The sequence below is a fragment of the Vibrio campbellii CAIM 519 = NBRC 15631 = ATCC 25920 genome (genome assembly GCF_002163755.1).
Lineage (GTDB): Bacteria > Pseudomonadota > Gammaproteobacteria > Enterobacterales > Vibrionaceae > Vibrio > Vibrio campbellii.
This window is the reverse complement of sequence record NZ_CP015863.1, coordinates 304,963-325,086: the sequence shown is the minus strand read 5'-3', so window position 1 is coordinate 325,086 and position 20,124 is coordinate 304,963. Positions and strand designations below refer to the sequence as shown.

At 43.2% G+C, this 20,124-nt stretch carries 22 protein-coding genes; 10 read left to right on the top strand and 12 right to left on the bottom strand.

Going from position 1 to position 20,124, the window contains the following annotated elements; all coding sequences use genetic code 11:
• From waaF to A8140_RS01585, 4 genes are all read left to right on the top strand, one after another.
• The gene (gene waaF / locus A8140_RS01600) at positions 1-1,056 is read left to right on the top strand and encodes a lipopolysaccharide heptosyltransferase II (RefSeq protein WP_005535612.1); all 1,056 of its coding nucleotides are present in this window, start codon (positions 1-3) and stop codon (positions 1,054-1,056) included.
• Complete coding sequence (gene waaA, locus A8140_RS01595; protein WP_005535609.1) at positions 1,050-2,306, top strand: lipid IV(A) 3-deoxy-D-manno-octulosonic acid transferase; 1,257 nt, start codon at positions 1,050-1,052, stop codon at positions 2,304-2,306. Before waaF ends, waaA begins: the two co-directional genes overlap by 7 nt.
• A gap of 76 nt (positions 2,307-2,382) precedes the next feature.
• Positions 2,383-3,804 carry a hypothetical protein gene (locus tag A8140_RS25035; protein ID WP_038862838.1) on the top strand — a complete coding sequence of 474 codons (1,422 nt, stop codon included), beginning with the start codon at positions 2,383-2,385 and terminating at the stop codon, positions 3,802-3,804.
• A 142-nt stretch (positions 3,805-3,946) separates the two neighbouring features.
• On the top strand, positions 3,947-5,185 hold the full coding sequence (locus tag A8140_RS01585; RefSeq protein WP_005535602.1) for an IS256 family transposase: 1,239 nt from the start codon (positions 3,947-3,949) through the stop codon (positions 5,183-5,185).
• 332 nt (positions 5,186-5,517) lie between these two features.
• Here the strand turns inward: A8140_RS01585 and A8140_RS01580 are convergent, their stop codons facing one another.
• A complete protein-coding gene (locus tag A8140_RS01580) occupies positions 5,518-6,222 on the bottom strand; it encodes a 3-deoxy-D-manno-octulosonic acid kinase (RefSeq protein ID WP_033000584.1) in 705 nt (234 codons plus the stop codon).
• A 24-nt stretch (positions 6,223-6,246) separates the two neighbouring features.
• A complete protein-coding gene (locus A8140_RS01575; protein ID WP_005449346.1) occupies positions 6,247-6,651 on the bottom strand; it encodes a diacylglycerol kinase in 405 nt (134 codons plus the stop codon).
• Between the two features lie 104 nt (positions 6,652-6,755).
• Between A8140_RS01575 and A8140_RS01570 the strand changes: the two genes are divergently transcribed.
• The 3 genes from A8140_RS01570 to A8140_RS01560 are packed head-to-tail and all read left to right on the top strand — an operon-like array spanning position 6,756 to position 9,417.
• The gene (locus A8140_RS01570) at positions 6,756-7,826 is read left to right on the top strand and encodes a glycosyltransferase family 9 protein (protein WP_005535600.1); all 1,071 of its coding nucleotides are present in this window, start codon (positions 6,756-6,758) and stop codon (positions 7,824-7,826) included.
• A 38-nt stretch (positions 7,827-7,864) separates the two neighbouring features.
• Entirely contained in the window at positions 7,865-8,632 is a 768-nt protein-coding gene (locus tag A8140_RS01565; protein WP_005535599.1) for a glycosyltransferase family 2 protein, read from the top strand.
• Positions 8,629-9,417 carry a glycosyltransferase family 2 protein gene (locus tag A8140_RS01560; protein ID WP_005535598.1) on the top strand — a complete coding sequence of 263 codons (789 nt, stop codon included), beginning with the start codon at positions 8,629-8,631 and terminating at the stop codon, positions 9,415-9,417. Before A8140_RS01565 ends, A8140_RS01560 begins: the two co-directional genes overlap by 4 nt.
• Before the next feature lie 48 nt (positions 9,418-9,465).
• On the opposite strand, the gene A8140_RS01555 is transcribed toward A8140_RS01560, so the two are convergent.
• From A8140_RS01555 to radC, 9 genes are all read right to left on the bottom strand, one after another.
• Entirely contained in the window at positions 9,466-10,401 is a 936-nt protein-coding gene (locus A8140_RS01555; RefSeq protein ID WP_005535597.1) for a glycosyl transferase family 90, read from the bottom strand.
• Entirely contained in the window at positions 10,388-10,870 is a 483-nt protein-coding gene (gene coaD / locus A8140_RS01550; RefSeq protein ID WP_005535596.1) for a pantetheine-phosphate adenylyltransferase, read from the bottom strand. Before coaD ends, A8140_RS01555 begins: the two co-directional genes overlap by 14 nt.
• A 9-nt stretch (positions 10,871-10,879) precedes the next feature.
• Entirely contained in the window at positions 10,880-11,632 is a 753-nt protein-coding gene (locus A8140_RS01545; protein ID WP_005535595.1) for a glycosyltransferase family 25 protein, read from the bottom strand.
• A gap of 21 nt (positions 11,633-11,653) precedes the next feature.
• Positions 11,654-12,463: a bifunctional DNA-formamidopyrimidine glycosylase/DNA-(apurinic or apyrimidinic site) lyase gene (gene mutM / locus A8140_RS01540; protein ID WP_005535594.1), complete on the bottom strand. Its 810-nt coding sequence runs from the start codon at positions 12,461-12,463 to the stop codon at positions 11,654-11,656.
• Positions 12,464-12,566: 103 nt separating this feature from the next.
• On the bottom strand, positions 12,567-13,043 hold the full coding sequence (locus A8140_RS01535) for a hypothetical protein (RefSeq protein WP_005535593.1): 477 nt from the start codon (positions 13,041-13,043) through the stop codon (positions 12,567-12,569).
• Between the two features lie 69 nt (positions 13,044-13,112).
• Positions 13,113-14,645, bottom strand: a complete 1,533-nt coding sequence (locus A8140_RS01530) for a phosphoethanolamine transferase (RefSeq protein ID WP_005535592.1) — start codon at positions 14,643-14,645, stop codon at positions 13,113-13,115.
• 87 nt (positions 14,646-14,732) lie between these two features.
• Positions 14,733-14,903 (bottom strand): 50S ribosomal protein L33, encoded by a 171-nt coding sequence (gene rpmG / locus A8140_RS01525; RefSeq protein ID WP_004410866.1) that lies wholly within the window; start codon positions 14,901-14,903, stop codon positions 14,733-14,735.
• Between the two features lie 13 nt (positions 14,904-14,916).
• On the bottom strand, positions 14,917-15,153 hold the full coding sequence (gene rpmB, locus A8140_RS01520) for a 50S ribosomal protein L28 (RefSeq protein ID WP_005384783.1): 237 nt from the start codon (positions 15,151-15,153) through the stop codon (positions 14,917-14,919).
• A gap of 303 nt (positions 15,154-15,456) precedes the next feature.
• Positions 15,457-16,131: a RadC family protein gene (radC, locus tag A8140_RS01515; protein WP_005535320.1), complete on the bottom strand. Its 675-nt coding sequence runs from the start codon at positions 16,129-16,131 to the stop codon at positions 15,457-15,459.
• A 338-nt stretch (positions 16,132-16,469) separates the two neighbouring features.
• Between radC and coaBC the strand changes: the two genes are divergently transcribed.
• The 3 genes from coaBC (at position 16,470) to A8140_RS01500 (ending at position 19,376) form a co-directional block, all read left to right on the top strand.
• Entirely contained in the window at positions 16,470-17,669 is a 1,200-nt protein-coding gene (coaBC, locus tag A8140_RS01510; RefSeq protein ID WP_005535316.1) for a bifunctional phosphopantothenoylcysteine decarboxylase/phosphopantothenate--cysteine ligase CoaBC, read from the top strand.
• Positions 17,670-17,829: 160 nt separating this feature from the next.
• Entirely contained in the window at positions 17,830-18,420 is a 591-nt protein-coding gene (slmA, locus tag A8140_RS01505) for a nucleoid occlusion factor SlmA (RefSeq protein ID WP_005434407.1), read from the top strand.
• A gap of 5 nt (positions 18,421-18,425) precedes the next feature.
• Positions 18,426-19,376 carry a Kdo(2)-lipid IV(A) acyltransferase gene (locus tag A8140_RS01500; RefSeq protein ID WP_005535314.1) on the top strand — a complete coding sequence of 317 codons (951 nt, stop codon included), beginning with the start codon at positions 18,426-18,428 and terminating at the stop codon, positions 19,374-19,376.
• Positions 19,377-19,446: 70 nt separating this feature from the next.
• Here the strand turns inward: A8140_RS01500 and pyrE are convergent, their stop codons facing one another.
• On the bottom strand, positions 19,447-20,088 hold the full coding sequence (gene pyrE / locus A8140_RS01495) for an orotate phosphoribosyltransferase (RefSeq protein ID WP_005379384.1): 642 nt from the start codon (positions 20,086-20,088) through the stop codon (positions 19,447-19,449).
• Positions 20,089-20,124: the final 36 nt, after the last annotated feature.

Below are 20,124 nucleotides of genomic sequence, written 5' to 3'. Positions count from 1 at the left end.
ATGAAAATACTCATTATCGGCCCTTCATGGGTTGGCGATATGGTGATGTCACAGTCACTGTACAAAGTCATTAAACAGCAACACCCAAACTGCACTATCGATGTTATTGCACCAGGTTGGTGTAAACCGATTCTTGAGCGGATGCCAGAGGTTAACCAAGCGATTGATATGCCGATCGGCCATGGTGAATTCAACTTGTTAGGCCGCCGTGAAATAGGTAAGTCGCTGCGAGAGAAGCGATACGAACATGCTTATATTTTGCCGAAATCTGCGAAGTCTGCCTTAATTCCGTGGTTTGCTAATATCCCACTTCGTACTGGTTGGAAAGGTGAAATGCGCTACGGTCTACTCAATGACTTGCGTCCAAATATGAAATCTTTCCAGTTCATGGTTGAGCGCTATGTTGCATTAGCCTATTCACAAGCGGAGATGATCGACTCTTCTTCTCTGGGCGGCTTAGAAACATTGCCTCGCCCGAGCCTGTTTATTGATAAACAAGAACAAAGCGCTACGATTTCAAAGTTTAGTCTCAACCAAGAATCTCCTGTTGTTGGTCTATGCCCTGGAGCGGAATTCGGTCCCGCGAAAAAATGGCCCGAAGCGCACTATGCAGAAGTAGCAATTCAAATGGCGAAATCAGGGCATCCGGTATGGCTCTTTGGCTCTCAAAAAGATCTAGAAACCTGCAACAACATCAAGCAATTAGTACCTCAAGAACATCAGCATCAGATCCACGTTCTAGCAGGGCAAACAAGCCTGATTGAAGCGGTTGATCTTCTAGCTGCTTGCCAGACCGTTGTCGCGAACGACTCAGGCCTGATGCACGTGGCAGCGGCCGTTGGCTGTAACGTCGTGGCGGTCTATGGCTCCACCTCACCTAAATACACACCACCACTTGCTGAGAAGGTAGAGATTGTCCATACGGACATTGACTGCCGTCCATGCTTTAAGCGCGAGTGTCAGTTTAAGCACTTGAAGTGTTTAACTGAGTTATCTCCAAAGCAAGTTTTGGATAGTATTCAAAAACTAGAAGCGATCACTGTTGGCTCATGTTAATTCGTATTCTCTATACTCTCTTGCTCACAATCGCATCGCCTTTCCTATTGTTTGGCTTATACAAAAGTAGGTCAAACAAACCCAAGTTCGGTCAACGTTGGAAAGAGCATTTTGGTATAACCCCAAAGCTAGAGGCAGCTGAGCGCCCTATTTGGATTCATGCGGTTTCGGTAGGTGAAAGCATCGCCGCCACACCACTCATTAAAGAGTTGAAAAAGCAAAAACCAACCCAACCTATTTTGGTCACCACCACAACCAGTACTGGTGCGGAACAAATTGCGAAGTTGGGCGACCTAGTGGAGCACCGCTATATGCCTATCGATTTTGGTTTTGCCGTGAAAGGCTTTCTAAGGGCAATACACCCACAGCAAATGTTGATAATCGAAACCGAGCTTTGGCCAAACACGCTTAATACTGTCCACAATGCAGGAATCCCTGTCATAGTGGTCAACGCCCGCCTCTCTGAGAAGTCGTGTAGGAACTACGCAAAAGTGCAGCCACTGTTTGACCTCTTACATCCATGCATAGATAAGGTCCTTTGCCAGACGGAGTCAGATGCTGGGCGTTTCGAACGTTTAGGTATCGAGAAAAACAAACTTTTTGTTACTGGCTCAATAAAGTTTGATATCCAGATATCGGACGACGTAAAAGAAAAAGCTAAAGCGCTAAGGGATGCCCTTGGATTAGAGCGCCCGATTTGGATAGCTGCCAGCACTCATAAAGGCGAAGATGAGCAGGTATTAGAAGCTCACAAAAAAATCTTAGAATCTCACCCAAATGCACTTTTAATCCTTGTTCCCCGACATCCAGAGCGATTTGAAGATGTATTTGAGCTTTGCCAAGGTCAAGGCTTTGAAACTGCTCGCCGTACAAGCCAAGAAGAAGTAACAATATCGACCCAAGTTTATCTTGGAGATACCATGGGTGAGATGCTTACCTTGATTGGAGCAGCCGACATTTGCTTTATGGGCGGTAGTTTAATTGGCGATAAAGTCGGTGGGCATAATGTTTTGGAGCCTATTGCACTTTCTAAAATAACCATTAGCGGGCCTAGTTATTTCAACTTTAAAGAGATCGTTGACAGCCTCAATGAGCATAAAGTGCTCCATATTGCCATGAACTTTCAATCCCTAGCAAATACTATACTAGAAAATATCTCATATAATGAAAGAAGCAATACAGCTCATGAAACTAAGCTGTGGCTTAAGAAAAATCAGGGGGCATTACAAAAAACGCTTGAACAAATATGAGTGTTTACTTAAAGATATTCAAATCTAACTGCACCAACAAACCGTTTACTGATATTGGTATTATTCGAGACTTAAAATGACTGATAAAATCTTGGTCCAACTCCCCATTGGTACTCATAGCCCCAACATGGAAGTAACAATCTGCTATACTAACGACTTGATTCGACAAGGTCATGACATCACGATATTAACTTGTTCCGGATCCAATGATAGCTGTTTGTATAACCCTCTCGGACTTCCATCAACCTGTCGAGCTTGTAAGCGACGAACTCGTGAAGCTTTATCTCATCTAATCGGCACTTACAAACATAAAGAAACCCTTGCAAGAGGGGATTATGAGTTTACATATAACTCCACTGAGGAACTTAAAGCGATTAAATATCGAGGTACATGTGTTGGTTACTCAGCCTTGTCTACCTATGCATCTTTGACTCGTAGCGTTGATATTGATTACGATAATTACAAGACTAAGAGAATTATAGATGGGTATCTCACCACAGCTTGTAAGTTAGCTGATTCAACCATAAACTTACAACAATCATCCTCATTTGATAGATTTGTATTATTTAACTCTCGCTTAAATACTTATCGTAGTTTTTTTGATTTGGCAATCAATAACAACATCCCAATTACCGTTATTGAGCTTAATTTCAACAAAGAAAATGCAATGCTTTTTGAAAATTCGATGCCACATGACATTACTTACAACGGACTATTGATCGAAAGTCTATTTGAAAGGCTGGGGTACAAAGAGACTAAAAAAAGAGCAAAATCTTTCTTCAACAATAGGGCAAAGTCATTATTCAGTAATGAAGAATCTTATACTAGACAACAAGACAAAACATTACTTCCTAACGGTTGGGACCCTCACAAAAAAAATATCGTGATATTCAATAGTTCAGAGGATGAGTTTATGGCTATTGGAGGAAGTTGGGAAGAAAACAAGTTATTTAATAACCAATATGATGGTTTAAAATTCATATCAAATTATGCAAAGAATAATAATATTGTTTTTTATCTTAGAGTTCACCCAAACCTTTATGGTACTCAATCTTCTTATTTGAAAAAACTAGCTTCTTTAAAAAATAAAAACTTTGTTGTAATTCCACCAGAAAGTAAGATCTCTACTTACAATCTTATGTTTAGTTGTGACTCTGTCATCACTTTTGGCAGTAGCATCGGTATAGAAGCCACTTATTGGAATAAGCCATCCATATTGTTAGGAAATTGTTTCTACCGTCATTTAAACATTACTTACAATCCAAACTCTCAACAAGAATTAATATCACTAATCGAAAGTAACTTAAAGCCAATCGACAATAAACTTGGGTGCATCAAAATGGCAAGTCATATGATAAACCCAGGCTTTCAAATTCAGGGGTATTCATTTAAAAAAGGTAGGGGCTATGTAAATGAAAAAATCATAAATAAACCAAAAATTATAACACGAAAAATAGAATCAAAGTATACAAAACATTATTTAAAAGAAATTAGATGATTTATATTAGAATTTTTATCTATCTTATTTTACTTTAAAAATTAGAGCTATGCTGATTTCTGGTGTATGGAAGAGAAAGGAAGTTGCGGTGTAATCTGTTGATGTAGTTCTCGCCAGAACGATTAACAGAAAGGTACACCGCATGACTGATAGTACTGTTGTTTCACTGAATACACCACAAGACCCACTTACTGAACTGATACGTCAAGGGGCTAGAGATTTGATTGCACAAGCTGTTGAAGCTGAGCTTCAACAGCTACTAGCCCAACATCAGAATGTAATGGTTGACGGCAAGAAAGCCATTGTTCGCAACGGTTTCTTACCTGAACGCACCTTGCAAACCGGTGTCGGTGATGTCGAAGTGCAAATTCCTAAGGTACGAGATCGCTCAGGGCATGGCGTCAAATTTAATAGCAACTTGATACCACCCTATCTCAAGCGAACAAAGAGCGTTGCAGCACTGCTCCCGTTACTCTATCTCAAGGGAATATCTACGGGCGATATGCTGCCTGCTCTGGAGTCTCTGCTTGGTAAGGATGCGAAAAGCCTGTCAGCCAACAGCATCTGTCGTCTCAAAGAGCGCTGGTATGCTGAGTATGAACAGTGGCGTAAGCGTGACCTCGGTAGGCGTCGCTATGTTTACGTTTGGGCTGACGGTGTTTACTGTCACGTTAGGATGGACGATAAGATCTGCTTACTCGTCATCATTGGTGTCGATGACACTGGACGCAAAGAAGTCCTTGCCGTTCTGGATGGCCATCGAGAGTCAGAAGCAAGTTGGACGGAACTCATTGAGCAGCTACGAGCGCAGGGATTACAGTTAGCACCGAAGCTCGCCATCGGAGATGGCGCGCTTGGCTTCTGGAAAGCGGTTGCTAAGTGCTGGCCTCAAACCGCCCAACAACGGTGTTGGGTACATAAGACAGCGAATGTGCTTAACAAGGTACCCAAAAGAGTACAACCACGAATGAAGGAAGCACTGCAAGATATCTGGATGGCAGAAACTAGAGATGATGCTTATCACGCCTTCTCTACCTTCCAGAAACGCTTTGAAGCCAAGTATCCTAAGGCAACCGGCTGCTTAGTGAAAGATAAAGCTGAAATGCTGGCGTTCTACGATTACCCTGCAGAGCACTGGGTTCATATCAGGACAACCAACCCAATAGAATCGATGTTCGCCACAGTACGTTTACGCACGAACAAGACGAAGAACTGTGGAAACAGAAAGACGACGTTGATGATGGCCTACAAGTTAATGCGCAGTGCAGAGACGAAGTGGCGTCGTCTACGAGGTTTTGCACTCCTGGCTGATGTAGTGAAAGATGTTCGCTTCATCGATGGGGTGAAAGAAATGGAGACTCATCAACAGGCCACTGCATGATCTCCATACACTAAATTTGACAATAGCTCTAAAAATTAATCTACGAATTGCAACTGCTTTACTAATAACATTAACGGTCTAAGTTATGGACGCTTATTGCTAAACATTATAATCAAGTTTCCCAAATAAAGGCCCCATAATCTCCTGCGAAGAGATAGTATCGGTTGCTTTTCAGTTATATAAAAACTGATAGACTTTAATCAGTGCTTTAAACTTAATTTTATAGCAATAAATATTAGAAATTTATATATGCACGCTAAATCAAACCCACTAGGAGAGCATGATATTTACTTAAGAATTTCAGTCTTATTGAACACGAAACTAATTGATATTTACAACTTGTAACCTCTACATAAAAAGTAAAAATCTTGTATCTGCCAAGCCATCCTCACTTTACTAGACTCTTTCTCAAAAGAACGCTTCAATCTGTCTAGGTTGCTTTGCTTCCAATCACCATCCACTTGCTGACAACACTTATCAAAGTCGATAATCCAGACCTTGTCTTGGTCATCAATTAAGATGTTATGAATATTTAAGTCAGTATGGTTCACATTAACGTTATGCATCTTGGCAATTTCTTGCCCAATCTTCTGGTACATCACTTCCGGTAATGGTTTTTCTTGCAAAATACTGACCAAATCTCTGGCATTTGGGATTCTTTCGCTGAGCAGATCCGCTTGGTAAGTCAAACCTGTTTTAACTGCTCGCGCGGCAATCGGGCGAGGAACATTAACGCCGGCATCTATCAAAATCTGCAAAAGATTTAACTCCTGAGCACTACGAGTTTGTTCCCACCCAGTAAACCAATAGTGATCCTTAACGATCTTTCCAAACAGTCCCCCACGACGATAATGACGTAGAGCCGCCTGCATGTTTTCAAGCTGAACAAACCAGGTTGTCCCTCTACCTGTTGCACTACCAACCACTTTATCTTGCTCTTGCCAATATTGGGCATCAAACAACGCTTGGCTTGGGTCAGTGATGATTTCATCATCAAACCACACCATGCTATTGCCTTGTTGATAACTCTGAGTCATGTCGAAAATTGCCGTTAGGTTTTATTAAAAGTAGTGGCTGATAAGAATATACAGCCATGTAAAGCCAGCAAAAAATAGCGCAACCATCACTGCGGCTGAGCCAATGTCTTTTGCTCGTCCACTCAGTTCATGATGCTCGACACCAATTCTATCAACAACGGCTTCAATGGCAGAGTTAATCAGTTCAACGATAAACACTAACACTACAACGCCTAACATGAGAATGCGTTCTACAACACTTAAATCAAATACACACACCAATGCAATCGCAAGTACCAGCATGGCTAATTCTTGCCTGATGGCGGCTTCATGTTTAAACGCCGCTTTCAGCCCTTTTGCAGAATATCCAGCTGCTTTGATGACGCGCGTCAAACCCGTGTTTCCAGGTTTACCTGAGTTCAATGATTGGTGTTGTTTTGTCTTTGACATTAAGAGGGGCTCGTCAGTACTCATTATAGAAGCGGTGTATTTTACATTTATTGGGGATGTCTGCATAATTTACCTGCATCTATTTATCTTATCAGACAATAACTATGTTCACTTCTGCCCCTTCTTCACTCTGTATATTGCGTTTATCCGCCATCGGCGACGTTTGTAATACCATCGCGACGGTTCAAGCGATTCAAAAACAATGGCCTGATACCCATATCACTTGGATTACTGGCAAGCTTGAAGCTCAATTGCTGCAAGCGATAGATGGTGTTGAGGTGATTGTTTTTGACAAAAAAGCAGGTCTTGATGGTTATAAGTCATTGTGGAAGCAGCTCAAAGGACGCAAGTTCGATGCTTTGCTTCATATGCAATATGCCATTCGAGCGAGCGTGGCGACGCTAGGTATTAAAGCGAAGTACAAACTTGGGTTCTCTTCTGACCGTAGCCAAGACTTTCAAACTTTGTTCACCAATGTCAAAGTTCCTTCACCAAGCTCTTTGCATGTTGCGGATGGTTTAATGGCGTTTGCCCATCAAATTGGTGTGCCTCAGTCAGAACTTACTTGGTCATTGTCGTACTCAGAGCAAGATGCTATCTGGGCAGAAACTAAGATCTCGAAAACTCAGCGCCAAGCTGATAAGCCGAATCTATTGTTGGTCCCGGGGGCAAGCAAAGCTTATAAGAACTGGAATGCAGAAGGGTATGTTGATGTTATCAATCACGCTCGCGAGAAAGGCTGGAATGTGATCTTAGCGGGTAGCCCAGCGAAAGTGGAAGTCGACTTAGCTGAACGCATTCAATCTTTACTTACAGAGCCTTGCTTAAACTTGGTTGGAGAAAGCTCCATCATGCAAATGCTGGCACTGATTGATAAGGTTGAGATGGTGATTGCACCAGATACTGGTCCTGCTCACATGGCAAGTGCGATGCAAACTCCAATTATTGGCTTGTATGCTCACCATAACCCTGTCCGTGTTGGTCCTTATAACTATTTGAAATACGCCGTTTCAGTGTATGAAGAGACCATTTTTGCAGAGACAGGAAAAACCAGCCAAGAGCTAAGCTGGCGAACGCGAGCAAAAGATGACAAAGCGATGAACCGTATCACGAGTGATCGTGTCATGGTTATGTTTGATCAAGTCGTAGAAGATTTGTATCCCCAATATCAGTAAACTCGCCCTATATAAGATTACTTAAGAAGGAAACCAACTTGTCTAAACCCACTTTAGCCGTTGCCTTAATCGTGAAAAATGAAGAGAAGCACCTACAAGCTTGTCTAGACACAGTGAAAGATTGGGCTGATGAGATTGTCCTTCTTGATTCAGGCAGTACTGATCGCACTGAAGAAATCGCCAGACAATATACCGACAAGTTTTACACCAACTTGGAGTGGCCAGGATTTGGCAAACAGCGCCAACTTGCTCAGCAATACGTAACCGCAGATTATGTGCTTTGGTTGGATGCCGATGAACAAGTCACGCCAGAGCTGAAAGAAAGCATTTTAAAAGCCGTTGAGAATGACGAGCCAAACACACTGTACAAAGTGAATCGTCTGAGTGCCGCGTTTGGTAAGTTTATCTATCACTCAGGATGGTCACCAGATTGGATCGTTCGCCTCTACCGCACCAGTTATACCCACTACAATGATGCTTTAGTGCATGAAAAAGTCGAAGATAAAGGCTTTGCAATCAAGAAACTGGATGGCAGATTACACCACTATACGTACGAACACCTCCATCATTACATCTACAAAACCACAGGTTACCTCAAAGCTTGGACAGACGAGCGAGAAGGCAGGAAAAAAACTGGTCTCAGCACGGCAATCATCCATGCATTAGCCAGCTTTTTGAAGATGTACATTCTTAAGCGTGGTTTTCTTGATGGTAAGCATGGCTTTATCCTTGCGTGGTTAAGCATGCATTCTACCTTCGTTAAATACATCGACTTATACTTACGCGAACAGGCGAAAAAACAATGAAAACGACTTTAATTATTACCACTTATAACTGGAAAGAAGCTTTAAAATCCGTGTTAGAAAGTGTAAAGCGCCAAACCGTTTTGCCTGATGAAGTTATTGTGGCAGATGATGGTTCTCGTGAAGATACCAAAGCAATGATTGACCAAATGCGCGAAGGTTTCCCGGTTCCACTGGTACACAGTTGGCATGAAGACAATGGCTTCCAGCTTTCTATGAGTCGAAACCGTGCAATCGCTAAAGCATCAGGCGATTACCTAATCATGATAGATGGCGACATGGTATTGTCACAAACCTTTATTGAGTCCCACAAACGCGTGGCAAAGCCAAATTGGTTTGTTCAAGGCGGTAGAGTTCTGACTGACGAAGCGTGCAGCCGTGAAATTATGGAAAACGGATTGGTTCCTTCTGTATTTAGCAAAGGGATCCGCAACCGCAAGAACTGCATCACAAACTCGCTGCTATCGAACTGGTTCTCATATGAACGCAACAACGATAAGGCGACTCGCGGCTGTAATATGGCGTTTTGGCGACAAGATGTTATCGAGGTGAATGGCTTCAACCAAGATTTTGTCGGCTGGGGACGTGAAGACAGTGAATTTGTTCATCGCATGCTTAACTCAAACAAGTCACGTCTTTACCTAAAATTCGCCGGAGTGGGCTACCACTTATATCACGTAGAAAACTCTCGTGCGTCATTGGGTCAAAACGATGAGATCTTAGATAACACCATTAAAAACAAACTTAAGCGTTGCGAAAATGGTGTTGACCAATTTCTAGAAGCGTAAAAGCTTTAGGAGCTTAAAAAAATATGAAAGGGGCGTTTCGCCCCTTTTTTATTGTTGTTGAGATAAGGTGAAGTACTTATCGGCAACCATCAATGAGATCAAACGCTCTTTACGTTTATCTTTAAACTGCTCAACCCATTGGTGCGCATTCTCAATGATCGCTAATGCTTCTTGCTCGTTCGCTAAGTAATAGTCCATCTTTTCAGGCAAATCCGAATAATCATCCTTCACTTCGACATAGTGGACACCAGCTTCTAACTTACCTTCCATAAACCATGTTTCGTACTTAGGCTTCGACATAATAACCAATGAGTTCGAGGACATTGCCCACTTCAGGTTGGTTGCGACATCATTCCCTTCAATACACAGCAAGAACTTGTATTGAAGCTGCTCCTCAATACTCATAAAGCCTTTTTCCCAAGGCTGTCCCTCTTGCGGTCGAGTCTGACCAATATTGCAACGGGGGTGGTCATAGAACGCTTGTATTACCTTGCAACGGTGCGGCTGAAAACCGACGCCTCGCCACGCCACCATGTCTTTCTTATCTCGGTAGCTCATTTCGTCATCCACAAATTTGAAATGACGAATTTGATTCAGCTTTAAAACGACAGAATTCTGATTGTTACCACAGATAGGGCGACTTTTAATAAAGCTCGGCACATTAGGAATGTACGTCACATCGCCGTTGATATAGTTAAACGTAAACTCAGATGGGAAATAGCGTACAACTTGGCGCGTATCGAAAAAATAAGTCCAGCCTTTTGTTTTTTTGAACTCACCAATCTCTGCGTAACTCTGCTCTTGGCTATCGACCGAAAACAACTGTTCACACTTGTTGTAATAATTCACTCGCTCAAGACAGTGCTGCTTCTCCGCTCCATTAAGAGTCAAAAGTAAACGCTTTGCTTGCGCTCGATATACAAAACGAGGGATCAGCATCGAAAGAGCGTTTGAGAAATAATAAGGAAACTTACTGCCTTTCATTTACTTTCTTCTCGATAGCCTTAGCCACTTCCACAGGAACAAATTGCTCAATACTGCCACCATGGATGGCAACCTCACGTACGATGGTCGACGATAAAAAAGCAAACTCTTCTTCAGGGGTCAAAAATACACTCTCAATCCCAGGTAATAACTTGCGATACATGTTGGTCAAACCAAACTCATACTCAAAATCGACCGTCGTTCTTAACCCACGAATCAATACTTTAGCCTGCTCTTGACGAGCAAAATCCACCAGTAACCCAGAAAAGCCTTTCACTGTTACACCAGGTAAATGCGCTACTACCTCTTCCATCAAAGCAACGCGTTCTTCCAATGTGAACATCGTATTCTTTGAAGGGCTTGCTGCGACTCCGATAACGACTTCATCGAACATTTCATGGGTACGCTCGATAAGATTTAAGTGACCATTGGTAACTGGGTCAAATGTTCCTGGGTATATCACTTTCATTCGTTTTACTCAGTATTTTTTAACGTTTTCAAAGCTGGCTAAGCGCTTTTTACTCAAGTTTGTCACGACATAGCGTTGGTAGGCATCTCTAAAAAAAGAGGTTATAGAGGTAAAAGTACTTTGCTTTCTGGAGCTTAAATCACTGTCAAACGTGCCATTCTTACTTCCTTGATAAACCACAGGAGGATCCATCCAAAATGTATTGTATTCTAAAACATCTCGCATCTTAGTTTGGAATACATCACTAGGCATACCCGTTCTATTTTCCTCAAAGAATTTTACAAACTTTTTAGCAACGTCAAGATGTATAATGTAACCACCAGTTCGTTTCGTGTGAGAGGCTAAATAACACAATTTCCCTTTTTCTTTGATTTTCAAAGGAACGGAACGATTACTGTGCTCGATATTGACAATAAAATTGACTTCATCACGCATTTCTCGTTCTACAAGCTTTAATTGACCTACAGCATCACTTGCAAGAAAAGCATCGTCCTCTAGGACAAGAGCGGCTTCTATGTTCCTTTTAACGATTTCCTCATAAACCAATATATGTTTATACGCGCAAGACAGTTCAGGTAAGTTATCATTTCCTTTGAAATACTTCGCTTTCACTTCTGGCGTTAGATCTTTGATATCACCGCGCAGCATATATTCAAAGCAGGTAATCCCCCTCTCAGGAAGATGCTTATCAATATGTTGTCTACGTTCTTCGTAGCCTTCACTAACATGAATAATAAATACGTGATCTAGAAAACTGCTCATTGGCTCTATATCTCAAGAGGGTTAATGCTGACACAAAGGGCAAAGGAAAGTATTTCTTTGCCCAATTTTTAGGGTTTCAATAATCGTACCACACTCTGGACAAGGTTCGCCTGCTTTACCATAAACTTGAAGTTCTTGAGCAAAGTACCCCGGCTTTCCATCCGCTTGAGCAAAATCTTTCAGTGTGGTTCCGCCTTGCTGGATGGCGATCTCTAGCGTAGCTTTGATGTTCTCTACCAACAATTGCCACTCTTTCTTGGTTAGTTTTCCTGCAGGGCGAGTGGGATGAATACGTGATTTAAACAATGATTCGTTGGCGTAGATATTTCCGACTCCGACGACGATTTTGTTGTCCATGATGAACTGCTTAACCGCAACACGCTTACCTTTGGCTTTCTCTGTGACGTAGCCCGCGTTGAACTTTTCAGTCAAAGGTTCTGCTCCCATATGACCTAAAACGGCATGTGGCTCATTAGGTGCGCTCCACAGCCATGCGCCAAAACGACGTGGATCGTTGTAGCGCAACACTTTGCCATTGCTCAGTTTGAGATCCACATGATCGTGCTTTGCTGGAGGAAAATCTGCATCAAGCACTCGCAGTGAACCCGACATGCCTAAGTGAACAATCGCAGTTCCTTGGTCAGTATCAATCAATAAGTACTTGGCGCGACGACGAATATTACGAATAACCTGCCCTTCCAAAAGCTTAAGCTCTTGAGGAATATCCCAACGTAGCTTCGGAGTGCGAAAAACAAATGCCTTGATCGTCTGCCCAATCATATGAGGGCTGATACCCATTCGGCTTACTTCAACTTCTGGTAATTCAGGCATTTGACTCTCCTTAACAGCGTCAGAAACAACATTAGTGAGCGCTTAGCATAATAGAAAAGCAGCATGACAAACACAGTTTCAGCGAAAGGTTATTACGCAACTTTTACTTAGGCATGATGTAGTTACCATCAACAGAAATCGCGATCCACTTGTCTTGCCAATTTTTAAATAGCCAAAAATCATCAAGGCGGTAAAAAGTGATTCGCTGTGGTTCTTCCAACCCTTGATACCAAACTTCAATGCTCTCAGGAGAAGAAAGATGCGGCTTTAACTGCTCATATTGTTCAGAGGTAAGCTCAGTTCCCTCTAATGATTGCCAGCGAGTTATGATTTCTTGTACGGGGATATGGGCCTTGATATTCGATTGCCACTGGCCATTTTGCTTGTCTAATTCCCAACCAGCATAGTAAATGGCACTGACATCATGATCTGAGCGTAACAAGTTTGGATACAAATCCACTTGTTCATCGATAAGGTAGGTTTTGATCCAAGTTGGCGCATTAAGGATCACCATGAATATGATGATGCCTAAGATTAGAATATTGTTCCAACGACGGCGACGGTGCACCTTTTTAGACATAATTCACCTCATCGCGTAAATCAGCAGCAGCTTAACCAAGCTGCTGCTATTGAGAGAATCTACATTAAACTATGATTGAATCGGATCATCTTTTAACGTACTTAGCGGAACCAATTTACCTTCTCCATTATTCACTTCCGGTACATCCGCATGTGAAGAGAAGAAAGAAGGTAACGCATCCAACCTCTGACTGGAGACGCCCATCAATTCAGAGATTGCTTTGATCATTGTGAAGCCATTACGTTGATAATCAACTACTTTTCGTTCATTGAAGTCCGAACCAATGACAAATAAAGGCACTTCGTAGGATTGTTTTACCGATGGGTCATGACGCAAGTTTTCACCACGATTGCGATGCCCAAGTCCGTGATCGGAAACATAAATCAAGTTGTATGGCAGCGACTGCTTCTCAGCAAGTTGGGTAATTTTCTCTAGCATTGTGTCTGTTTGCTTAATCGACTCAATGTAACAAGAGATCTTGCTGCCATTGAAGTCAAACTCAACATCACCTTCCACACGATCACAGAAACCTGGGTGTGAGCCAATTAAGTGGATCACAATCAATTTTGATTTATCGTCACTCGACAGCGCTTTTTGAATGCTTGGCAGCAGCGTGCTGTCATAAACGTTCGAGTCGTTAAAGCTACCGCTACGCGTAAAGGAAACATGCTCAGCGTAGTTGGCAATTGAGCTGATCCCGGTATCGAATACTCCCATTCGACCTTGGTTAGAAATCCAATAGGTTTCCACACCAGCCATTTGCGCTAAGGTGTTGATGTTATTATTCAGCTCAATATCAAGGCCATCATTCATTGTGACGTAGCGCATTACCGAAGTGAAAGTGTTCGGACCTGGGGACAAAAAGTTTGTCCAAAGTTGCCCTTTGGCCGTAGACATAAACGGCGTGTTTTCCATCGGCAGACCATACGCGTTCATGTAGTCTTTTCGCACGCTTTCACCAATCACAAAAATGGTGTTCTTAGCCTCACTAGGTGTTTTAGTAATTTGCCAAGAGGCTGGGATTTCACGTTGAGCCATGATCTCTGCATTGTATTGATGGTACATGTTGTACGAATCAAACCAATCAAAGATAAATCGGACCGGTGGGTAACGCATGTAAGAGAATAATGCATGCGTGTAGTCGCTATTAACATTACGGTCTTTAATAGTGCGGATAGGCTTATCTAAGAGTAAGAACGAAAACAAGATCAGACAGAAAACTGATGTTTTACGACCTTTAAGTTGTGGTACCCATTTGAACAGGTAAAAGGACGCTGCAGCGAAAAGTACCGCGACTGCCAACGTTTTAAGCTCCAAATCATTTGAGAACTCAAGCGCTTCTGAAGGATTGGTCTCAATCAATGAAGAAATGATGGTCAAATTAGGGTGACCATAATTCCAAGAAACAGGAATATAGAAAGTCGCAGTCACAGCTAACAAGGCATATACCCAGTGACCAATACGATGAGCTTTAAGAAAAGCAATCGTAATCGACATTAAGATAAGACAGTCCGCTTTTATTTCATAACCCAGTGCGGCACTAAACATCACCGCTAAGATAATTAATGCAACAAACTTCAAGGCTTGTAACCCTAAATACATACTTACTTTACTCCTATAACTACAGCAAATAATAAAAAACCCAGCTCGAAAGCTGGGTTTTTCAAATCATCAAAGAGATAAAACCAATTATTTGATTTTAGCTTCTTTGTACATAACGTGCTGGCGTACAACTGGATCAAATTTCTTGATCTCAAATTTGCCTGGCATGTTACGCTTGTTCTTATCAGTTGTGTAGAAGTGGCCTGTACCTGCTGAAGATACTAGACGGATTTTCTCACGAACGCCTTTCTTTGCCATTGCCTATTTCCTCTTAAACGTTTTCGCCACGTGCACGCATATCAGCAAGAACAGTATCAATACCCTTCTTGTCGATGATACGCATACCTTTTGCAGATAGGCGTAGTTTAACAAAACGTTTTTCGCTCTCTACCCAGAAACGATGAGTTTGTAGGTTCGGCAGAAAACGACGCTTAGTAGCATTTCGTGCGTGTGAACGGTTGTTACCCGTTACTGGACGCTTACCAGTTACTTGGCATACTCGTGACATGAATGTCTTCTCCAAAATCGTTTCAGCTCGATATCAACCTTGGTGGCCGAACCTCTCTATTTCTTGGAAAGAAGTTAGAGGTTAAGAACCGCTATGGAAAATCCATACAAGGCTATCAAAGGTCGCGCATTATACTAACTTGATATGCATTGCTCAAGACCCGAACAGATCCTTTTTACAGGTTTTCGTGATCTTTTTTTAGACAGCAGGTTTTTTCTAGCAGTCCAAGCTGAATTCAGTTAAAAATTTAGTGGCGAGGATGATAGCAGATTTTTAGCAACTAACAACCTAAAAAACGCACAGTTATATCCAACCTCTGTCGGCAAAAGAGACGCTTTCCCCATCTCCGATAACGAAATGGTCCAAAATTCCAATATCCACCAGCGCTAAAGCGTCGATTAAACGCCGGGTAATCCTTCTATCTGCTTGGCTAGGTTCCGCCACACCTGATGGGTGGTTGTGAGCCAAAATCAATGCAGCGGCGTTGTGGTGCAAGGCGCGTTTGACGACTTCTCTCGGATAAACCGATGCTGCATCGAGTGTTCCTTCGAATAAAATCTCATCTTTTATCACCCGATGTTGGTTATCTAAGAAAAGAATGTAAAAAGCCTCTCTTTGACGGTCTCTTAATATAGAGGAAAGATAAAGTTTGGTTTGTTCTGGGCTGGTTAACGCGTCACCACGTTTTAATGTCTCGGCTAAATAGCGTTGCGTCATTTCCAAAACAGCTTGTAACTGCACGTATTTCGCTTGCCCTAACCCTTTATGCTTGCAAAACTCTTTCTCTGAGGCAGAGAACAGCTGGCGCAGTGATCCAAAGTCTTGAATAAGAAAGTCAGAAAGCTCTATTACGTTCATGCCTTGCGTGCCTGTACGTAGGAAAATTGCAAGTAACTCCGCATCCGATAGCGCTTGCGGACCGCGTTGCAGCAATTTCTCTCTTGGCATGGACTCGTTAGGCAAGGTTTTCAGTGTCATTAGGCGGCTCTCTCTATAAGTGAGCGTCTATTGCACAAAATAAAAAGCGAAAGTCGAACCTGACTTTCGCTTTTTTCGTTCCATCTTTGTATTTGCTGTAATAATGAAATTTATCAACAACCACCTTCTACAACGCCTTCCTACCTTTCTTACTCGACACTGAACCACCAACTCTCCATACAGACTGGCAGTATTGCACGCAATACTGCCCGCTCCAGTTTTGTCTGAAAAGATTAATATTCTGTAGTTTGATATGGATTAGCTTCTCATCAGATTTGCTTAGGCGATGAGAGGTTCAGATGTGCTAAACTCGTCGCCAGAAAAATTGGAGATCTCACATGCAAACACTAGCAGGAAAGAAAATTCTACTCGGCATCAGTGGCGGTATTGCCGCGTATAAATGTGCGGAACTAACCCGTCGCCTAATAGAAAGAGGCGCGCAAGTTCAAGTAGTGATGACCAAAGCGGCGAAGGAGTTCATTACTCCCTTAACCATGCAGGCAGTCTCTGGGCGTCCGGTGTCGGACAGCTTGTTAGACCCAGCAGCAGAAGCGTCGATGGGTCACATTGAACTGGCAAAATGGGCAGATTTGGTTCTTCTTGCTCCTGCAACTGCAGATTTGATTGCACGTATGTCGGCAGGCATGGGTAATGATTTGCTCACCACGTTAGTGCTTGCGACAGATTCACCAGTAGCGGTATCTCCGGCAATGAATCAACAGATGTACCGCAATGTCGCAACTCAAGAAAACATCGCGACACTGGCACGCCGTGGTATGCACATTTGGGGCCCTGCGGCCGGTGAGCAAGCATGTGGCGATGTTGGCCCAGGTCGAATGCTAGAGCCAATGCAATTAGTGCACCTTTGTGAGCAGTTCTTCCAACCGAAACTGTTGGCAGGAAAATCGGTACTGATCACCGCAGGTCCAACTCGTGAAGCGATTGACCCAGTGCGTTACATTTCTAACCACAGCTCAGGAAAGATGGGCTTTGCACTGGCAAACGCAGCAGCGCAATTGGGTGCAAAAGTAACGCTTATCAGTGGGCCTGTCAGCTTGAATACACCAGCAGGTGTTGAACGTATCAATGTTGCAAGTGCACAAGAGATGCATGATGCAGTAATGGCTCACGCGCCTAGCCACGATGCTTTCATTAGCTGCGCCGCCGTAGCAGATTACCGTCCAGAAAACGTGGCGTCTCAAAAGTTGAAAAAGACGGAAAACAACGATCAGATGACCATAAACATGGTCAAGAATCCTGATATCGTAGCGACCGTCGCCAATATGACAGAGCAACGTCCATTCACAGTTGGTTTTGCAGCAGAGACCAATGACGTAGAAACCTACGCTCGCGGCAAACTGGTAAAGAAAAACCTCGATATGATTTGTGCGAACGATGTTTCTGTTGAAGGCCAAGGTTTTAACAGTAACGACAACGCCATCACTTTATTCTGGTCAGAAGGCGAGCAGGCGTTGGCACTAGAATCCAAAGAAGCGCTAAGTTTCAGAATTTTGGAAAAAATGCACGAATTGGTGTAATTGCCATTCGCTTTTCATAGAAAACTGGCACAAATTTGGTACAAACATGACAAGTGAGGGTGTTAAAGCTCCCATTACCTCCTCACTGGTCTAGTTTGATGCCAAAGAGCGTCTTATAATCCCCTCCGCTCAACTTTGTATTTTGAAAGGAAGTAACTAAATGGCCGGCAGTAAAAAATCCAATCGTCGTGAAGAAATCTTGCAAGCGCTCGCGCAGATGCTTGAATCTACAGAAGGTGCTTCACGCATTACTACGGCAAAATTGGCGAAACAGGTCGGTGTTTCAGAAGCGGCACTTTACCGCCACTTCCCAAGTAAAGCTCGCATGTTTGAAGGCTTGATTGAGTTCATCGAAGAAGCACTCATGACTCGCATCAACCGTATTTTGGATGATGAGAAAGACACGCTAGAGCGCATTCGTATGGTAATGCACCTTATTCTGGCATTCTCAGAACGTAACCCAGGTTTGACACGCATTCTTTCTGGTCATGCTCTAATGTTTGAAAATGAGCGCCTACGCGATCGCATCAACCAACTGTTTGAACGCATCGAAACACAGCTTCGTCAGATCCTGCGCGAACGTAAGATCCGTGAAGGCAAATCGTTCCCAGTGGAGGAGCGCATTTTGGCGGCTCAAATCCTAGGACAAGTTGAAGGCAGCTTGAACCGCTTTGTTCGTAGTGATTTCAAATACCAACCAACCGCGAACTTTGACGAGTATTGGGCACTTCTTAGCGCACAAATTAAGTAGAGATTATGAGTAAAGACAAATTCACTAAGCCGGAGTTTTCTCTTTCCCTTCTCCACCCTCGTAACTGGGACGTTTGGCTCGGCTTTGGCTTTTTGGCTATCGTGGTCAATATCCTTCCATATCGCATGCTGCTATCGTTAGGTCGCATACTTGGTCACCTTGGTATGCGTTACGGCAAAGGTCGTGTCCATGTTGCGACACGTAACCTTGAGTTGGCTTTCCCAGATAAAACGCCTGAAGAGATCCAAGACATCGTTGAAGAAAACTTCAAGAACACCGGTATGGCGCTGATCGAAACCGGTATAACTTGGTTCTGGCCAACGTGGCGTTTCAAAACTCTGATTGTCGAGAAAGACCTAGGCGCGCTGCGTGAGAGAAATGCAGAAGGCAAAGGCGTACTGCTGTGCTGCGTGCACGCACTTAATCTTGAAATCACGGCGCGTGCCTTTGCAGTGCTTGGCGTGGCGGGTTACGGCGCATTTCGTCCGCACAACAACCCTGCGTACAACTTCATTCAGTACTGGGGTCGAACACACAACGGCAACAAGCTGATTGATCGTAAAGACGTTAAACATATGATTCGCGTTCTACGTAGCGGTGAGCGTTTGTTCTACTTACCAGACCACGATTACGGTCGTAACAAGTCCGTATTTGTGCCTTTCTTCGCGGTTGAAGATGCTTGTACTACAACTGGCACCAGCATTCTGGCTTACACGTCTAAGTGTTCGATTATCCCGGGTTCTGGCTTTCGTAATGAAGATGGCAAATATGAAATCATCGCTGATAAGTGTATTGAAGCTGACTATCCGAAAAAAGACGAAGTTGCAGCAGCGGCTTACATGAACACCTTTGTGGAAGAAGTGATTCTGCGCGCACCAGAGCAGTGGATGTGGCTGCACAAACGCTACAAGACCATGGCTGATGAAACTGCGCCAAAAGGCATTCGCTACAAGTAAGTGATAAAGATAAAAGAAAGGGGCTTATGGATATCCACCAGCCCCTTTTTCTTTAATGATGAAAGAACAATTAAATGCCGTATTCCGCGCGGTACGCTTTTACTGCTTCTAGGTGCTCTTTGTCTGTACCTTTCTCTTCAAGGAAAGTCACAAGGTCTGTCAGGCTAACGATTGAGATGATTGCACAACCAAAGTCACGCTCCACTTCTTGAATCGCAGATAGCTCACCTTTGCCTTTTTCTTGGCGGTCAATCGCAACTAACACACCAGCTAGGTCCGCACCGTTTGCTTGGATGATTTCCATTGATTCGCGAATCGCGGTACCTGCTGTGATTACGTCATCTACTAGCATGATACGACCTTCAAGCGCCGAGCCTACAAGGTTACCGCCTTCGCCGTGGTCTTTTGCTTCTTTACGGTTGAAGCAGTAAGGCGTGTCGATGTCGTGGTGATCCGCTAGCGCTACTGCTGTTGTCGTCGCGATTGGGATACCCTTGTACGCAGGGCCAAACAGTACATCAAACTCAATGCCTGAATCCGCCAACGCTGCTGCGTAAAAACGACCAAGACGCGCTAGGTCACGACCAGTATTGAAAAGACCAGCGTTAAAGAAGTACGGGCTTTTACGGCCAGATTTCAAAGTAAACTCACCAAACTTAAGAACTTCTTTCTCAAGTGCAAACTCAATAAATTCACGCTGGTATGCTTTCATTATTTTCTCTCTATGTCCTTGGTTTCTTGTGTCTCT

What these genes read in the sequence shown, in the direction of transcription:
- waaF (WP_005535612.1), top strand. Translation starts at nt 1, where the DNA reads ATGAAAATACTCATTATCGGCCCTTCATGGGTTGGCGATATGGTGATG.
- waaA (WP_005535609.1), top strand. Translation starts at nt 1,050, where the DNA reads ATGTTAATTCGTATTCTCTATACTCTCTTGCTCACAATCGCATCGCCT.
- A8140_RS25035 (WP_038862838.1), top strand. Translation starts at nt 2,383, where the DNA reads ATGACTGATAAAATCTTGGTCCAACTCCCCATTGGTACTCATAGCCCC.
- A8140_RS01585 (WP_005535602.1), top strand. Translation starts at nt 3,947, where the DNA reads ATGACTGATAGTACTGTTGTTTCACTGAATACACCACAAGACCCACTT.
- A8140_RS01580 (WP_033000584.1), bottom strand. Translation starts at nt 6,222, where the DNA reads ATGACTCAGAGTTATCAACAAGGCAATAGCATGGTGTGGTTTGATGAT.
- A8140_RS01575 (WP_005449346.1), bottom strand. Translation starts at nt 6,651, where the DNA reads ATGTCAAAGACAAAACAACACCAATCATTGAACTCAGGTAAACCTGGA.
- A8140_RS01570 (WP_005535600.1), top strand. Translation starts at nt 6,756, where the DNA reads ATGTTCACTTCTGCCCCTTCTTCACTCTGTATATTGCGTTTATCCGCC.
- A8140_RS01560 (WP_005535598.1), top strand. Translation starts at nt 8,629, where the DNA reads ATGAAAACGACTTTAATTATTACCACTTATAACTGGAAAGAAGCTTTA.
- A8140_RS01555 (WP_005535597.1), bottom strand. Translation starts at nt 10,401, where the DNA reads ATGAAAGGCAGTAAGTTTCCTTATTATTTCTCAAACGCTCTTTCGATG.
- coaD (WP_005535596.1), bottom strand. Translation starts at nt 10,870, where the DNA reads ATGAAAGTGATATACCCAGGAACATTTGACCCAGTTACCAATGGTCAC.
- A8140_RS01545 (WP_005535595.1), bottom strand. Translation starts at nt 11,632, where the DNA reads ATGAGCAGTTTTCTAGATCACGTATTTATTATTCATGTTAGTGAAGGC.
- mutM (WP_005535594.1), bottom strand. Translation starts at nt 12,463, where the DNA reads ATGCCTGAATTACCAGAAGTTGAAGTAAGCCGAATGGGTATCAGCCCT.
- A8140_RS01535 (WP_005535593.1), bottom strand. Translation starts at nt 13,043, where the DNA reads ATGTCTAAAAAGGTGCACCGTCGCCGTCGTTGGAACAATATTCTAATC.
- A8140_RS01530 (WP_005535592.1), bottom strand. Translation starts at nt 14,645, where the DNA reads ATGTATTTAGGGTTACAAGCCTTGAAGTTTGTTGCATTAATTATCTTA.
- rpmG (WP_004410866.1), bottom strand. Translation starts at nt 14,903, where the DNA reads ATGGCAAAGAAAGGCGTTCGTGAGAAAATCCGTCTAGTATCTTCAGCA.
- rpmB (WP_005384783.1), bottom strand. Translation starts at nt 15,153, where the DNA reads ATGTCACGAGTATGCCAAGTAACTGGTAAGCGTCCAGTAACGGGTAAC.
- radC (WP_005535320.1), bottom strand. Translation starts at nt 16,131, where the DNA reads ATGACACTGAAAACCTTGCCTAACGAGTCCATGCCAAGAGAGAAATTG.
- coaBC (WP_005535316.1), top strand. Translation starts at nt 16,470, where the DNA reads ATGCAAACACTAGCAGGAAAGAAAATTCTACTCGGCATCAGTGGCGGT.
- slmA (WP_005434407.1), top strand. Translation starts at nt 17,830, where the DNA reads ATGGCCGGCAGTAAAAAATCCAATCGTCGTGAAGAAATCTTGCAAGCG.
- A8140_RS01500 (WP_005535314.1), top strand. Translation starts at nt 18,426, where the DNA reads ATGAGTAAAGACAAATTCACTAAGCCGGAGTTTTCTCTTTCCCTTCTC.
- pyrE (WP_005379384.1), bottom strand. Translation starts at nt 20,088, where the DNA reads ATGAAAGCATACCAGCGTGAATTTATTGAGTTTGCACTTGAGAAAGAA.